General features: G+C 35.9%; 17 protein-coding genes. All 17 read right to left on the reverse strand.

Annotated features, from left to right (window positions below):
- Window position 1: 1 nt before the first annotated feature.
- Window positions 2-679: a PIG-L deacetylase family protein gene (locus L0M98_RS20950; protein ID WP_227217689.1), complete on the reverse strand. Its 678-nt coding sequence runs from the start codon at window positions 677-679 to the stop codon at window positions 2-4.
- A gap of 2 nt (window positions 680-681) precedes the next feature.
- Window positions 682-1,632, reverse strand: a complete 951-nt coding sequence (locus L0M98_RS20955; RefSeq protein ID WP_099290758.1) for a GNAT family N-acetyltransferase — start codon at window positions 1,630-1,632, stop codon at window positions 682-684.
- A gap of 45 nt (window positions 1,633-1,677) precedes the next feature.
- A complete protein-coding gene (locus L0M98_RS20960) occupies window positions 1,678-2,130 on the reverse strand; it encodes an acyltransferase (RefSeq protein ID WP_099290759.1) in 453 nt (150 codons plus the stop codon).
- A 1-nt stretch (window position 2,131) separates the two neighbouring features.
- Complete coding sequence (locus L0M98_RS20965) at window positions 2,132-3,193, reverse strand: ketoacyl-ACP synthase III (RefSeq protein WP_227217690.1); 1,062 nt, start codon at window positions 3,191-3,193, stop codon at window positions 2,132-2,134.
- Between the two features lie 14 nt (window positions 3,194-3,207).
- Window positions 3,208-3,441, reverse strand: a complete 234-nt coding sequence (locus L0M98_RS20970) for an acyl carrier protein (RefSeq protein ID WP_227217691.1) — start codon at window positions 3,439-3,441, stop codon at window positions 3,208-3,210.
- Between the two features lie 8 nt (window positions 3,442-3,449).
- Window positions 3,450-4,850, reverse strand: a complete 1,401-nt coding sequence (locus tag L0M98_RS20975) for an AMP-binding protein (protein WP_227217692.1) — start codon at window positions 4,848-4,850, stop codon at window positions 3,450-3,452.
- A gap of 5 nt (window positions 4,851-4,855) precedes the next feature.
- A complete protein-coding gene (locus L0M98_RS20980) occupies window positions 4,856-5,614 on the reverse strand; it encodes an SDR family NAD(P)-dependent oxidoreductase (protein ID WP_227217693.1) in 759 nt (252 codons plus the stop codon).
- A 2-nt stretch (window positions 5,615-5,616) separates the two neighbouring features.
- Complete coding sequence (locus L0M98_RS20985; protein ID WP_227217694.1) at window positions 5,617-6,378, reverse strand: SDR family NAD(P)-dependent oxidoreductase; 762 nt, start codon at window positions 6,376-6,378, stop codon at window positions 5,617-5,619.
- Window positions 6,378-6,608 carry an acyl carrier protein gene (locus L0M98_RS20990; RefSeq protein WP_227217695.1) on the reverse strand — a complete coding sequence of 77 codons (231 nt, stop codon included), beginning with the start codon at window positions 6,606-6,608 and terminating at the stop codon, window positions 6,378-6,380. Before L0M98_RS20990 ends, L0M98_RS20985 begins: the two co-directional genes overlap by 1 nt.
- Before the next feature lie 29 nt (window positions 6,609-6,637).
- Window positions 6,638-7,270, reverse strand: coding sequence for an acetyltransferase (locus tag L0M98_RS20995; protein WP_227217696.1), 633 nt, complete (start codon window positions 7,268-7,270; stop codon window positions 6,638-6,640).
- Between the two features lie 6 nt (window positions 7,271-7,276).
- Window positions 7,277-8,353, reverse strand: a complete 1,077-nt coding sequence (locus tag L0M98_RS21000; protein WP_227217697.1) for a glycosyltransferase — start codon at window positions 8,351-8,353, stop codon at window positions 7,277-7,279.
- Window positions 8,354-8,364: 11 nt separating this feature from the next.
- A complete protein-coding gene (locus L0M98_RS21005) occupies window positions 8,365-9,393 on the reverse strand; it encodes an ATP-grasp domain-containing protein (RefSeq protein ID WP_227217698.1) in 1,029 nt (342 codons plus the stop codon).
- Window positions 9,394-9,431: 38 nt separating this feature from the next.
- Window positions 9,432-10,550 (reverse strand): sugar-transfer associated ATP-grasp domain-containing protein, encoded by a 1,119-nt coding sequence (locus L0M98_RS21010; protein ID WP_227217699.1) that lies wholly within the window; start codon window positions 10,548-10,550, stop codon window positions 9,432-9,434.
- Between the two features lie 72 nt (window positions 10,551-10,622).
- Complete coding sequence (locus tag L0M98_RS21015; RefSeq protein ID WP_227217700.1) at window positions 10,623-11,894, reverse strand: flippase; 1,272 nt, start codon at window positions 11,892-11,894, stop codon at window positions 10,623-10,625.
- 34 nt (window positions 11,895-11,928) lie between these two features.
- Window positions 11,929-12,999 (reverse strand): sugar-transfer associated ATP-grasp domain-containing protein, encoded by a 1,071-nt coding sequence (locus L0M98_RS21020; RefSeq protein WP_227217701.1) that lies wholly within the window; start codon window positions 12,997-12,999, stop codon window positions 11,929-11,931.
- Window positions 13,000-13,118: 119 nt separating this feature from the next.
- Window positions 13,119-14,372: an EpsG family protein gene (locus L0M98_RS21025; RefSeq protein ID WP_227217702.1), complete on the reverse strand. Its 1,254-nt coding sequence runs from the start codon at window positions 14,370-14,372 to the stop codon at window positions 13,119-13,121.
- A gap of 56 nt (window positions 14,373-14,428) precedes the next feature.
- On the reverse strand, window positions 14,429-15,466 hold the full coding sequence (locus L0M98_RS21030) for an acyltransferase family protein (protein ID WP_227217703.1): 1,038 nt from the start codon (window positions 15,464-15,466) through the stop codon (window positions 14,429-14,431).
- Window positions 15,467-15,491 lie beyond the last annotated feature (25 nt).

Genomic DNA, 15,491 nt, shown 5'->3' on the forward strand with positions numbered 1-15,491 from the left:
CTCATCTTATATCACGTATTAACATGAATGCTTCAACTCTAGGATAAGAAACCGTTGCACCTCTATATTTTGCCAACGCTTCCATCGCCTCAATTGAACGAGAGGACGGAAATTCTCGTATTTGGGATTTGAAAAACCTCATCGCAACACATTTTGCATTGAACTCTTCCTCTGTCAACTCCACAAATACATTAGGTATAAATGCCTCTGATTGATACGGAACTCCCCACTCGGTTTCCGACAAAGTTTCATAAGCGTAAACTCTTTTCACAGAACAGTTATTCACGGGACGACAAGCAACAAGTGTCGCATCAAAAACCGCCTTATGATCTTTATGTATATCACCACGATGTGGAACAAAAACAGTATCAAATTGATACTTCTGAATAAGTTCTGACAATGCAGTCGCTATTTTGTAAGAAGGAAACGTATCTAACCTTGGCGCAGGAAAATCCATAAAAAAAGTATCTTCCACACCCAAGGCTCGATGTGCTGCTAATGCTTCATTCCTCACGTTTTGTATCCCTTCCAGAAGATATCTTTCCGGATCTCCCACGTGAGCGTTAGTCACAATCAAAACATATGTTTCGCTCCCATTATTTACCATCTTTTTCATTACTCCACCACAGCCCAAGACTTCATCATCCGGATGCGGAGCTACTACTAACACTTTTTTCATACTTAATATATATCTGAATCCCCGTAAGAATAATACCAATTTTTAAATTCAGTCAACACGTCACTTAAAGACTCATCAAACACTCTCACTCCTAAGAAGGTTTGTTTACCACCCAATACAAAACCATTTTTCTCGTAATAAATATGTCGCCGATCAAAAAGAGAAAGCCACGTGTGTACACTTGATATTTTTAAATCAAAAGAAGCAATAATGTGTGAAAGAAACTCGGGTAGCAAAGAGATGTTCTCCATAGCGATTCCATTTTCAACAATAAACGCCCCATATGAGCCATCCGCCATCGGGTACAATTTAACGACTAAAAAACCTGACAAGACAGAATCTCGATGTTCAAAAATATAATATTTATTAAAAGGGTTTTCTTTATACCTCCAATTCAAATAATCCACTGATTGATTCAAGGAAACACGGAAAGCAGAAGTTATTTGTTTTAATAAATCCGAATGAGATTGATCAAAAGTTTCCATCCTCGTTATCATGGGTGATAAGCAAGGTTTTATACTAGATGTCTCCAACACCAAATGATGAATAACGGCCAAATCTCTCCAACTCAAATTCTTGATAAAACCATAGTGAGAATTCTTATTGGGAAATCCCATAACGCATTTCGTATCGTATTTTTGGGCGATAAACGAGTACAACTCTTCCGCCAAAGTCTTGAATATCCCTTTCCCGCTGTAGTCAGGATGAGTCATTGTTGTCATAGAAAGAGATGCTTGCGTTATCTCATTATCTACCACAAATTGAAAAGGACTCACGGCATAATGTCCAATCAACAACTCTTTTTCCCACATTAATTTTATATAGTACTTCCCCACCGGATTCCGTTCGAAGCGCCACCGCCAATATTGTTCCCGCATTGGTTTCCCGAAAGTCAATTCAAACAAATGCAATATAGCCTTTTCATCCCCAGTTTGGTAATCTCTTATTTCCATTGATACTTCAATTATTTTATGTTAACATAATTTCACAATCATGTTTTACTTTACTAATTTACCCTTATTAATAATTTGAGTTTTATCACTTATTTCTATACCCGTACGAACTACTCTAGCCGGATTCCCCGCTATCAAACAATGACTAGGAAAACTTTTAGTAACAACACTTCCTGCCCCCACAAACACATGATCTCCAAGAGAAACTCCAGGAAGAATTATTGCCCTTCCCCCTATTACGCAATGTTTACCAATATACGTATCACACCACATTTTTTCCTTTCCTCTAGAATAATCATGAGCTATAATCATCACTCCCAAAGCTACTCGAGTTCCGTCACCAATGTGTACACCCTTAGGATGTGCGCGATCAATAAGAGCTCTCCAAGATATTTGACAATTTTTTCCAATATCAACACCTCTTATTTTCCGCAAATACACTCCATATGAATGATTTATCACTCGACTAATTTTTTGTCTAAAAGATAACTTAGCCATATTATTTTACTTTTATCAAATCCGAAACAACCATCGGTTGTGTTTTCATCCACATCGTTCCCCAAGTCAACCCTAATCCAAAAGATGACATCAACAAACTCCTCTCTGCAGTCATCAATTGCTCCCGCAAACGTGTTACCATCAAAGAAGGAATAGAAGCTCCACCCAAGTTTCCAAATTCTTCCAAATTATATGGTACTTTTTCCAAGGGCAATTTCAATTTCTTCACGATTCTGTCTACGATCATCTTGTTCGCCTGATGAATCAAAAAATAATCCACATCATTATCCCTGTTTATCTTGTAATCCGCCATAAAAGCCTCTATCGACTTGGGAGGTTTGGAAATTGCAAACGAGAACACGTTCATACCGTTTATCAACGTGTGCATAGGAGCACGAACAATCCCGTTCCCGAAATCCTTGTACTCGAAAGACTCTTTCGTGACCGGGTGACGAAATCCCCCGTGTGGAGTCATCAACGCCTCGTACCCTTTCCCGTACGTGTGAAAGTCGACCACGATATCATTCGCTGTCGGATCATATTCCAAAGCCATCGCCGTTCCACAATCCCCGAATAACGGAACTCTACTCTTATCCTTCATGGAACCCATCCGCAAAGCCGTATCCCCGACAAGTAACAACGCCCGCTTCACGTTACCGGAAGACAACAAATTTCCACCTGTTGTGATTGCATACATGCAACCGCAACATCCCATCGGGATATCCATCGAAAAACAATTCTCCGAAAATCCCAATCGTTCTTGCAACAAACAAGAAGTTGGAGGAGTTTTATAATCACCCGTTACTGATTCGAATATCAAAACATCAACGCTCTCCCGCTCCCAATTAAGGTCTGCCAATAGTTGTTCCGCCGCGGCAAAACACAAATCAGACGCACAAACATCATCGGGGGCAATATGCCTCTGTTTGATACCAACAGTATTATTAAACACCTCAGCATCTTCCGGGGTAAAAAACTCGAAATCCGTCGTGTGAACCACGTTCCGGGGAACAGCAGCAGCCACTCCCGCCACCTTCACGTTTTTAATTTCCCACCTTGCCATAAGTTCTAACGTGTTTAAATTTCAACCCCGTATTTGCACAATATCTCTTTACCCGCCTTGTAAGACGTGAATCCCATGATATCTTCCGGCTCGAACATGACATCAAACGATTCTTCCAATAAAGCGACTATATTTAACTGATGAACCGAATCCCATTCTTTCACATTGTCTTTTGAAAAATCATCATTTAAAACACTTTCTGTCACGCCAAATACTTCCACAAACACCTTGTTATATTTTTGCTCCATTTTTTTACTTATTGGTTATTCAATTGACTATATAAAACTTTCCCCACTCTATTTCGGGGTATCTCAGATATAATTCGCACTTCAAAAGCTGATGCCACAATACCAGTTTTTTCAACCAACTCCCCTTTCACCAGCCCAGCTAACTGCACATTTGTGATATAAACTATCATCTTTGCATCCGTTCCCACGCATGCACATTCAACCGGAAATGCAGCTCTTACGATTTGCTCACATTCATCAAGCCCGACCCGCATCCCATAAAGTTTTAAGAATCGTCCCGTACGCCCCACGATATAATAAAACCCATCATCATCCCGATAGGCCAAATCTCCCGTCTTCAAACATCCCTTTCGTTCATCACCCAACGCCAAATCCTCCTTGCACAAGGCATACCCCAAAGTTACATTCCTCCCCCGATAGCACAGCTCCCCTTCTCTGTGACTTTCCTTAACTAATTGTCCTTCCGAATCTATCAAAAATAACTCCCCGTTAGGTACCGCTTTCCCGATACTCCCACATTTTGACAAGGCATATTCCGGTGGCAAACAAGCCATCCTAGCCGTCCCTTCCGTTTGCCCGTAAGTAGCAATCCATCGTTTTCCCGTTTGTTGTGCGTATTCCACGAATTGGAGATTCAATTCCCTCGACAACTTACCTCCCCCTTGCGTCAACAACTCCAAATCAGGTAAATCCATTTTGAAAAAACGCATCATTCGCAAAATCTCGAAACTATAAGGCACTCCGGTGAAACTCGTCGCTTTTCGCTCTTTCAAAAAAGTCCAAAACTCTCTTTGTGTCATACTCAAATCCGTCGCAAGAACCGTCGCCCCCACGTATAGATGACTGAATACAACCGACAAGCCCATGGTATAATACAGGGGTAAAACAAGCACGGGGCGATCCTCGCTCTTCAATTCAAAAAAAGTCGAAATATTTAAAGCCGAGGCTTCCACGTTTTCATAACTGTGACGCACGAGTTTCGGGCTACCCGTGGATCCTGATGTGGGAAGAAGATGTGATAATTGCTCATAAAGAGGGTAATTCTTTTTACCTGTTTCCAACAGAGAATACCCCCAACGACTCAATTTCCGTTCAACACCACCCCCTCCTAAATCCCCATTTGAAAGACATATATACCCAGGCTGATAAATATCCTCTAATTTTTGTAATAGATCCTTGTCTATCTTCGGACTTAACAACAAAGGAATAATCCCCGCCCCAATCAATCCAACGCTCCAAGCTATTCCCCCCACGTCATTACCTGCAAAAACGAACACGAGAGAACGATTTCGTACTAGTTCTTTTAACTCATTGACAAATTCCGTCAATTCACCATATTTCAACATGTCTCCGGCTGAATCTATTACAGCCAAAGAATCTCTTTCATGCTTATCAATATTCAGTATCATAACTTCTAAATCGAAGCACAACCGTCAACTCCCAATATCTGTCCTGAAATATACGAAGCTCTCTCGGAAGCTAAAAAGGAACATGCATTAGCTACATCTTCGGGAGTCCCCAACCTGCCCAAAGCAATCCGGTTTATCCTCTCGTCTATTTTATCTCCGGAAGATTTATACAACTCTGCAAAACGCTCTGTTTCCACTATTCCCGGAGCCACCGCATTCACGCGTATTCCTTGCGGAGCAAGTTCTTTCGCTGCCGATTTGGTCAATGAAATTATCGCCCCTTTCGTGGCAGAGTAGGCAACCTGTCCCGAGGAACCCAATACGGCTGTAACGGACGCAATATTCACAATCGTCCCACGTTTATTTCTAGCCATAAAACGAGCCACCAACTGCATTAATTCCAATACGGCAATCACATTCACACGAAACATCAACTCCGTTTCCTCTCGTATGATCATCCCAATCTTCCGATTAAAAACAACTCCGGCATTATTCACTAGTACATCTATTTTTCCCTCTTGCTTGTGTATCGACATTAAAACATTTTTCACTCCAGTACTATCTGTTATATCGCAACAAACGGGAATTATTCTCACATCATAACGTTCTGAACAATCCTTCGCCCATTGCTCCATTACTCCCGTTTGCCGGTCAAAAGCATAGACAATACCTCCATCTGCGGCAAAACGCTCCACGATTGCCTTCCCAATTCCTTGAGCGGCTCCCGTAACAATACAAACCTTGCCATGTAATAATTTTTCCATCTTTAATACAAAGTTTTCCCCCCATCAATAATTAACGTGTGTCCGGTAACAAACGAGGAAGCATCCGATAACAAGTAAACAATCCCCAATGCGACCTCTCGAGGTTCCCCGTATCGCTTCATCGGATAGGTTTTCATATCCCGCTCCCTATCATCTTGCGAATACTGTTTACCTGCCACTAAATTAGTATCCACCATCCCCGGATTTACACTATTACACCGAATCCCTGTAGAAGCTAACTCTAAAGCTGCATTTTTCATGAATACGTGTAAAGCACCCTTGGAAACACCATACATCGCATTACCCGGAGCCACTGTATAAACTCCGCCGATTGAAACAGTGAAAACAAGAGATGCTCCTTTCTTCAACTTCTTCTTTTTCAATAATTTTTGTGTTAAATATATCGGAGCAAGTGCATTCACCGAAAGTATTTTTTCAATATCTCCACGGTTTATAAATTTCACCGGCAATGGTTTTGTGATCCCCGCATTATTTACCATCCCGTCCAACATGGGAAGAAGCGACACCATTCTCTCCAAATCAGCATCTTCCGTTAAATCACAAGTGATCATTCGATGCTCTCTATTCTCTCCACACAATAAATGCAAGGTTTCCGTCAATCCGTTTTCACGGATATCCGTGATAATCACTGAAGCTCCCATTTTAGAACACTCTATTGCGGTAGCCCTCCCGATACCGGACGCCGCCCCTGTAACCAAAATAACTTTACCGGAAAGCGAAAACGGATTATATAACAGCTCCATTACTGCTTTACTTTCACGTTATCGAAAAGATCTGCTATTGTATTGGCATTTCGGATATCCTCCCCTTGAATAGTTATCCCATATTCTTCATCCACCATCGCAATAACAGAAAGAGCCATCAAAGAAGACCATTCCTCCAACTTTTTAAATTCAGTCTCTTTGGTAAACACGTTTACATCCGTCTCGTCAAACAACTCTGCAAAAAACTCGATAAACTTAGAAATCTCCATAACTAAATATTTTATATAACTAACTTACTTTAAATTTCAACCCTTCTAGCAGGATTTCCCATCACGGTCGTTCCTGCTTTCACTCTTTTAATCACAAAACTACACGCCCCAACCTTTGCCCCTGTTTCAACGACCACCTTATGATTAATAACCACAGAGGTATGAATCATCGTTTCGTTCTCAATTTTTATTCCCCCCACGCAAGTCACATGCGTATCTATTCGGTTCCAATTCCCGATAACAGCATCATGCCCGACAACACTATAACTCTGGATCAGATTATGATCCCCGACTTTAGCATCTGCCCCCAATGCCACGTAAGCCCCAATTACATTTCCTATACCTAATTTCACATTCGTCCCAACACGAGCTGTAGAATGAATAATATTAATAAACTTCCCACCCTTGTATAAAATTCTCTCACAACACACCTTCTTAACATATCCTCCCATAGAACAAGTAAAAACATCAGCATCTTCCGGACAATATTCTTCAATAGAACTTAACATCGGCGGATACCCCACAAAACCCTCTAACGCATGAATATTGTCATCAATGAAGCCTTTTATCACAAACTCCTCCCCATACCCCACGCTTTCCCTTACCCAATCATAGAAAGTCCGTCCCATCCCACCAGCACCGATAATTACTAAATTCTTCATATAAAACTATTTAACAAAACCAAGAACGTAATCTAAATACCGTTGTCCTATAACATCCAAAGCTAATTTTTCTCGAATTTTATATGCCTCCCCAGCTAATTTATCTCTCAATTCTGCATCCTTGATTAATAAGTTCAATGCTTCGTATAACCCTTGTACATCTCTAGGCTCTACTAAAAGACCGTTAATTCCATGTTGTATAATATCACTTGGACCAGCCACACAATTACTACTTATACACGGAAGAGGCAATGACATCGCTTCAATCAATGCATTAGGATACCCTTCCAACAAAGAGGGGAGAACAAATATTTGCGCTTCAGACAACTCTTTTGAAAAATCGCTACGTCTTCCATGGAACAACACTCGATCACTGATTCCCAATTCCTTTGCCAAAATTACCAATTCGTCATAACGCTCTTTTCTTTTGTACCCGCCAACAATTGAAAGTTTCCAATCATGATTTTCGAGTTTTGCAAATGCCTCTAATAAATATTTCTGACCTTTCTCCGGAGATAATCTTCCTACTGTTACAATATAATTTTTCTTTTGGCAAATCACCCGCTCAATCGTGTTAACCGGATTAGGAATAACAACAACATCACTCATCTTAACCTTTTCTTGCAAAATTTTACTTGCCACATCCGTTTGAGCGATAAAACCATTCGCATAAGAATAAGTGTATTTCTTTAGCAAATCATATACTCTTCCGAGAGAAAAAACAGGACTCAATCGGTCAGAAAGAATAACGGGAATTCTTAACCCTCTTGAAGCAATTATCACAGGGGAATTTAAATACTCTCCATAAGACAAAATAACATCTGGTTTTATCTCTTTGATTTTTTTTCTTAATATCCGAATCGTATTCAACATCCGCAATACTCTATTTTCATATTGCTTGAATTCCACTCCAACATGTTGAACACAATCATCAATCTCGTAAGAGTATTTACCATCATACAAAGAAAGCAACACGATGCATTGTTCTTTAGATGCAAAAAAGTTCGCCATCAAGGAAGAAGCTCTTTCAATCCCTCCTCCGGCATGTCCTCTTCTAACAATTAATATTTTGGGCTTACCCATCACTTAAAAAATTATAACATTTGTTCTACCATCCAACCTAAAGGATTGAAACTCCCTTCATGCCATTCTTTATTCTCATCCCAATAGCCATGAGTGAACTCATCCACGTAAAACTCTCCATTTCTCTGTTCTACATCTATCCCAAAACAATACGATATTTCTACTAACTTTATTTTTTGATCTTCAATCAAGAAATCAAAAGCGCACGATTGTAATGATAATTTTTCAACTAAAGCATAAGCAATATCAAGCATTTTCCGAGGAATTCGAGTATGATCAAAAGTCATATCATGGCTACCCGATGCTCTAAAATCCCCCTCCCGCACGTTTCTTATCATTGCCCAACATCGCTTACCAACAAATTGAATTCGATAATCCTCTTTTAAACCCGGCACAAAATCTTGAAAATAAGCGTATCCTTTTTCTTTATTTCCCATACGCATAAATTTTGAAGGGATTATCAACCTCACCGCTCTTTTCAGTATATCCAAGAAAGCCCCTTTCCCATGGATAAATTTTTTTAAAGAATCCACAAACAGATGACAAATAGGAATAAAACTAAATCCTCTACCAAAAGCAATATTTATCAATCTACGTGCTTCTCTTCTTGTTTTCGCTAACCTGACATTACTCGAACCAGAACCTCCCCTTAATTTAAAAACTTTTGGGAAAGTCGTGGTACCTATCCACGCTAAAGCATCTTTCTTGTTATAAAAAACATACGATTTCACTAAAGGAGCATTTATTGCTTCCAAAAGATATTTTTGACCGACTTTATCATCAAAATGCCAAGTCGTTTTAAAATCAGGATACACCTTGATACCCTTTTCTTGTAAAGAATACAACAACTGTTTGGCAAAAATCCTATCCCTGTAATCAACATGGTTGTGATGCCACATAAAAGCAGTACAATCACCAAGTTGATGAATTATATCACTATCATACGCATTTACAATCTTATAGGGTATTGCATGTTTCTCACAATAAGCAATCCACTGCTCACTATAACTTATATGACTATTATGAATTGCTATTTTCATTTTTTTTCATCGTATTTCATAAAACAAAAAACTCAACTTTACCCGTATATAATTTGAACCTTCAACTTTCTACTTTTTCCCATACAATACTCCATCACTTCATCCGTATATTCTTCAAACACAGTTCCACTTGTAAATTGAAACAACCAACCACTAAAACCTCCCACGTTAATTTCCAATAACTTTGGAATATTGTTTTCATCTAACACGATATCAAACGCTATCAAATCGTGATGTATTATATATTTAGCAACATTAACCGCAAATTCCCTTACCTTATCAAAATTCGGAATCCAATAATTTCCTTTTGAAAAATCAATCTCATTAAAAATATTTTTTTTACGACCTAACCAATCACAAACATAACTCCCAATCTTCCCATCTTTAGAAATACCACAAAACATCCCTCCTGCATGGGCATTATCCACATTGGTTCCCTTTGCTCCTATTCTCAAAATAGCATTCAACACATGACTAACTCCTTGTTGATCTCTATATGTTGCAATTCTAATCGTATTAACCGAAGAAGTATTAAAAAAAGACGTAACTTCACTTTGTTGAAAGCACTCTTGTACCAAATAATCACTCCCGTATTTATCCGTCAGAAAACGTAGAGACAATACATCACCATCTTTATTTCTAAATCCATCGCTATCCTTAGATAAAATCTGTACCCCAACCCCCGAACACATCAAACTCGGTTTTATAACCAATTGCTCTAGTTTTATATCTGACAAATATTTATCAACATTTTCTCTCCAAATCAAATTATAATTCTCATCGTAAAAAACGCCACGAATATTCCGTAAAACGACTTTAGGAAAATACTCTCGAGGAATATATTTATCAAAAACATTCTTATCACTATAAAACTCTCTGAAACCACTCGGAGTCAACACCGGTTCTATTACATTTACACACAACTCCAAAGGCAATATATTCATATCTTCACCTATATATCGAGAAAAAATACGATATGATAACGGGGAAAGCTTTGAATCATATCTTCTCCATTTCATCAACCACTCTTTCTCTCCCTCCGCTATTTTGCCTAATTCTGGATTAGATGCAATAATCTTCTTATATAAAAAATCATAACTTCTATTTCCAGAATAGTAAATATAATTTTTAATCACATTTTTAACAAACTGTTTCATATCTATTCTACAACACGAATTAAAATGTATTCTACATGACCTATCAAACATTTCTTCTCACTATAACAAATGTCATTTACCCATTACTTTCTTTATTTTCATAGCATAATATGTCGGTAAAATTCCTACCAACATATTTGAAAACAAAAAAGTCAAAGCGGCACCGATATAATCGAAAAAATAAATTAACGGGAAAGCGGAAATAAATCCGATACAAGAAGCTACAGCAGTTATATTCCGCAACAATTTATCGTAATTATGAATAATCAAATAATTAGTACCATAGACAGAACTCAACATGATAAACACCAACGCCATTGCAACTATTCTTAATACAATTATGGAGTCAGAAAACTCCTCTGTAAAAAACAATCGTATTATCAAAGGTGCGAAGATGAACAATATTATCGAACCTAACAAAGATATGCCAATCGTCAATCTGGCAAAAAAAACATGCTTCTCACTTTTACGAACCAAGTAAGGGAAAAAGGTTCTTGAAAGAACAGAAATCATCGAGTATGATATTGAAACAAATTTTTTTCCAGCATCATAAATTCCATTCGACACGGGACCTGCAAAAAGACCTAACAAAATTGTAGAAAAAGTACTATACAAATTGGGCATTAAATTATTAATAAACACATTTGTACTCCCTTTTATTGTATGTATAACCGCAGGTAATGAAGGTCTATTAAGTTTAATTTGCCACTTACCAAAAATATAATACATTGCAATAATACCAGAAACAACAAATCCCAAAGAAACAAACAAAGGTTGTAATATGTAATCTTCTTTCTCTTTTATAAAAAGGAAAACAGCAACAGTAAATAGAAACTTTGCCAAAAGATTCAACACGGTTATGTACTTCATTCTTTCCAATGCTTGAAAAAACCAATCGGGAAACATAATATGCCCGGGAACCATCAAAAATGTTACTATGATCACTGCTGAATTCTTCTTAAACTCTGGAACAATCAATATCAATAGTAACAATAATAAAAAAGAAAATACCATCAACACGCATCGTGACCAAAACACATTTGAGAATATTTCTGATATTAATTTTTTATTATCCCTATTTTTTGCGACATCTCGTGTTGCCGTAAAATTGAAGCCCCAATCTGCAATTGTTTGTATCCAGATAATTATAGCTGAAGCAAAAGCTATTTTACCAAACCCTTCCGCTCCCACAACTTTTGCCAAATAAGGTAATGTAATTAACGGAAAAACATAACCCGCTACTTGCAATAATGTCAAATAAGCAAAATTTTGAATTAATACCTTACTATCCCTACTTTTAGAGATCAGCCTATATCTATTCCTTAATTCTTTCCCAACTTTCAAAACAACTCAAATATATTTATACTAACATTACACTTTACTTGCATGTTTCAATAATACTCAATCCGATTTTATCTTTATGAGCTATACAATACTTTATAAGACTATCTGTATATTTATCAAAAACAGGCGTATGCGTTAATTGTAAAAAATAATCAGTAAAACAACGAGTGTTTACCTCTATCAATTTGGGTGTATTAAATTTATCCAAAGCGATATCATGAGCAAATAATCCCATATGTGGAATTCGTTTAGATACCTTAACTGCAAATTGTTTCACTTGCTTGTAATTCGGAATAATATATTCCTCCTTCAAAAAATCTTTACCATTAAATAATGATGTCTTCCTAGCGTATTTATCAAAGACATAATGCCCCAATTTACCATCTCCGTTAATTCCTATAAAACCACCACCGGCTGTAGCATTGTCAACAACAGCACCTTTGAAGCCTATTCTTAAAACAGCACCAAGCACATGAATTTCTCCCGTTTCTACATTTCGATAGGTAATTACCCTTATTGTATTTACAGATGTAGGATTAAATCGAGAGAGAGCATCACTTTGAACGAAACATTCTTGGATCAAAAAATCAGTTTCAAATATTCGTTCCAGATATTCTAATGATAAAATATTACCATCCAAACTCACAAATATATTATCACTATTACGTTCAAAAAATTCTATTCCATGCCCTCCCAAATCTTTTGCAGGCTTTACCACTAATTTATTCACGCCATCAAAACACTTCAAAAAATCTTCCCTCAACACAGCATTATAATCACCATCGAAAAACCTATATGACATAGAGCGGAAATAAACTAAAGGCATATCATTTTTATCGTAAATAAGACCAAATGAATTTTTATCATTATAGAATTTTTCCGTATCACCCGGATTTAGAATGGGTTCAATATATACTCTAGAAACATCTGGAGGAAGTATATTGGCACTTCTCCCTATAAACGGGGAATAAATTCTATAGCTCAATGGAGAAACTTTTTTGTCTAATTTTTTCCATTTTTCCATATAAACATCCTCTCCATCTACTCGGGAATTATGAAGCTCCGGATTATTAGCAAGCATTTCTTTAAAATCTCTTATCATCATTCGTCTATTGAAATACCTAATTATGTAGAATAACAACGACTTTGATAGACGAAAAAATACCCTCTTCATTCCAATAATAATTACAACATTAATTTACAAACTTCAACTTCTCACTATCTTCAAAACAATACAACATATTTATACAACAAATAAAACGGGCTTGCATAAAAAAAACAAGGTTCCAACACCCAGCTATAATATTGTATACATGGTAAAGAATACACTTTGAAGGGTAATGCAAAATGTAACAAAAACATCCCTCCAAGAGCATATAAATACTTGTTGTATTTTCGATCATAAAAACAAACTAACCATATATATGCGATAAAAGGTAAAGCCAGTATCATAAATCTACTTCCCAAGGAAGGGATTATCATCGCAAAATTGACAAAGGTCATTAGAATTAATAAAAACGTATAAACTTTTTGACAATTCGTATTTTTTATATGTGCACTAAATTTATACACAAACATAAGTACGATACTATTTACGCTCACTCTAGCAATTAATTCAAATAGCCGTTTTACCCACATATAACCACTACCTCCCTCATTTACTTGCAAGACATAATCTTCATTCAAATAGTAATAAAATTTATTTGCTAGAGCAACAGGTAAATAGTCAAGTATATTTCTAAATAATTCCAATGCTATATTTGATAGAAAAAAACTTATCACAAAAAATATTCCCCACAATTTTAAATACTTACCTGTTACGGAATAAAAAAATACTAATACATAAAGAATAAAAAACGAACCATGAAAAAAAGGAGTTAACAATAACAGGAAAATATACTTATTATTATTCTTCAACAATATATTCAATAATGCATAAACAGCAATCCATGCAGCCGTAAAAAAACGATAGGCATTTATGTTGAATATTTGATTGGTCATAAATAAATAAAGCAAGATCAAACAAGATAATGAATTCGTAAAATGTCGTTCTGCAACCAAGAATTTCAATGATGCCAAAGAAAAAAAAGAAAAAACCATAGAAACGACTAGAAACATTAAATGATAGTTATTCAAACACCTAGACACTAAAAAATTAATAGTTGAATCATAGAAATCAGAAGCTCCTGTAAAAGAAATATATTTCTCTAGATCTGACAAATAAGTATCTACAGACTTATTTTCATATGCTTCAAAATTATTTCTATAAGATACTCCATCCAAATTAAACTCATCAGTTCGTCTTTCTGGAACAGTGAAAGACAACCCCAATGTTATAAATATAAGAAAAAAAAGGATAAAAGAAGATCTTGTTTTAATTCTTAGTAAACCAAAAAACAAAGCCAAAAATGGACTCACCAAAAAAACTAAAAACTTGATAGAAACATCATATTTATCTTCTTTCAACCATAAAGTCATAATATTACATATTTACCCAATAATACTACTAAATACAAATTCCTAATATCTCAATTTTAACCTATCAAAAACCTACCAAATTTTGTTTTTAAAGTGAGTTTAGAAAATAAAATAGAAAACAAAATAGAAACGATGAACCCACCAACAGGTAACCAATAGGTCCCCAAATATTTTGGGAAAGAAGTATAATAATAAAAATATTCTAATATAAACTGATGGAAAACATAAACCCCATAACAAATGATGCTTGCTTGGAGTACAAATTTAGAAAGAACTATCTTTTTTATTTCAATAAAATAATTTGCAATTAAATACACACATAGAATTCCTGTAATTGCCATTAATAAGCGATTAAAATTAAGGACAACAATACCCAACAACTTTAATATCAAATTCAAATTATCTTTTATGGATAACAAATATTCATTCAACAAAGTTAAAAGCAAAAGAATAATCGTGTATAGTATAACAGAAACAAACAGATATTTCACTTTCAATAAATTACGAAAGACATAATTTCTATATTGAAACAATAGATATCCCCCATAGAAATATACAAAATAATGTATACAATTACCTATACCGAATTTAATAGGTATTGGAACTAAAGAAATCAAAGCTAAAAATATAAAAATTAACCACATATTCATTCGAACATGATTATGAACTATAACCATTAAGACAAAAGACCAAAACAACATTGTCAAAAACCATAGATGACCTTTACCGGATAAAATTGAGATTAATGATGGTATTGTAAATATATCCGATAATGGTGTAAAACAAAGCGAATAAATTACGCTAAAAAAAAGACAAGGAATAATTAATCGTTTAAATTTTTTCTTAATCATTCCTTTAACAGTATAATTACGTTTCAATTCCAAAACTTGAAATGCAAACACATACCCAGCAATAAGAATTATTCCTTGCATTCTAAAACCTGATAAAAATTTAGCCAACCAATAATAAGCTTTCACATCTTCAATCCCAAAAGGTTGTTTCCATCCTCCTCCATAGATAGTAAAAGCATGCATTAATACTAGTAAAAATATCAATATCGGTCTTATTAAATTGACATCTGCTAACTGCTTCATTTATATAGAAATATTTCGAGCATAT

The organism is Butyricimonas sp. DFI.6.44 (assembly GCF_022132345.1).
Classification (GTDB): domain Bacteria; phylum Bacteroidota; class Bacteroidia; order Bacteroidales; family Marinifilaceae; genus Butyricimonas; species Butyricimonas muris.

Bases quoted from the DNA above. Each gene is read 5' to 3' on its own strand.
- L0M98_RS20950 (WP_227217689.1), bottom strand. From the start codon at position 679: ATGAAAAAAGTGTTAGTAGTAGCTCCGCATCCGGATGATGAAGTCTTG.
- L0M98_RS20955 (WP_099290758.1), bottom strand. From the start codon at position 1,632: ATGGAAATAAGAGATTACCAAACTGGGGATGAAAAGGCTATATTGCAT.
- L0M98_RS20960 (WP_099290759.1), bottom strand. From the start codon at position 2,130: ATGGCTAAGTTATCTTTTAGACAAAAAATTAGTCGAGTGATAAATCAT.
- L0M98_RS20965 (WP_227217690.1), bottom strand. From the start codon at position 3,193: ATGGCAAGGTGGGAAATTAAAAACGTGAAGGTGGCGGGAGTGGCTGCT.
- L0M98_RS20970 (WP_227217691.1), bottom strand. From the start codon at position 3,441: ATGGAGCAAAAATATAACAAGGTGTTTGTGGAAGTATTTGGCGTGACA.
- L0M98_RS20975 (WP_227217692.1), bottom strand. From the start codon at position 4,850: ATGATACTGAATATTGATAAGCATGAAAGAGATTCTTTGGCTGTAATA.
- L0M98_RS20980 (WP_227217693.1), bottom strand. From the start codon at position 5,614: ATGGAAAAATTATTACATGGCAAGGTTTGTATTGTTACGGGAGCCGCT.
- L0M98_RS20985 (WP_227217694.1), bottom strand. From the start codon at position 6,378: ATGGAGCTGTTATATAATCCGTTTTCGCTTTCCGGTAAAGTTATTTTG.
- L0M98_RS20990 (WP_227217695.1), bottom strand. From the start codon at position 6,608: ATGGAGATTTCTAAGTTTATCGAGTTTTTTGCAGAGTTGTTTGACGAG.
- L0M98_RS20995 (WP_227217696.1), bottom strand. From the start codon at position 7,270: ATGAAGAATTTAGTAATTATCGGTGCTGGTGGGATGGGACGGACTTTC.
- L0M98_RS21000 (WP_227217697.1), bottom strand. From the start codon at position 8,353: ATGGGTAAGCCCAAAATATTAATTGTTAGAAGAGGACATGCCGGAGGA.
- L0M98_RS21005 (WP_227217698.1), bottom strand. From the start codon at position 9,393: ATGAAAATAGCAATTCATAATAGTCATATAAGTTATAGTGAGCAGTGG.
- L0M98_RS21010 (WP_227217699.1), bottom strand. From the start codon at position 10,550: ATGAAACAGTTTGTTAAAAATGTGATTAAAAATTATATTTACTATTCT.
- L0M98_RS21020 (WP_227217701.1), bottom strand. From the start codon at position 12,999: ATGATGATAAGAGATTTTAAAGAAATGCTTGCTAATAATCCGGAGCTT.
- L0M98_RS21025 (WP_227217702.1), bottom strand. From the start codon at position 14,372: ATGACTTTATGGTTGAAAGAAGATAAATATGATGTTTCTATCAAGTTT.
- L0M98_RS21030 (WP_227217703.1), bottom strand. From the start codon at position 15,466: ATGAAGCAGTTAGCAGATGTCAATTTAATAAGACCGATATTGATATTT.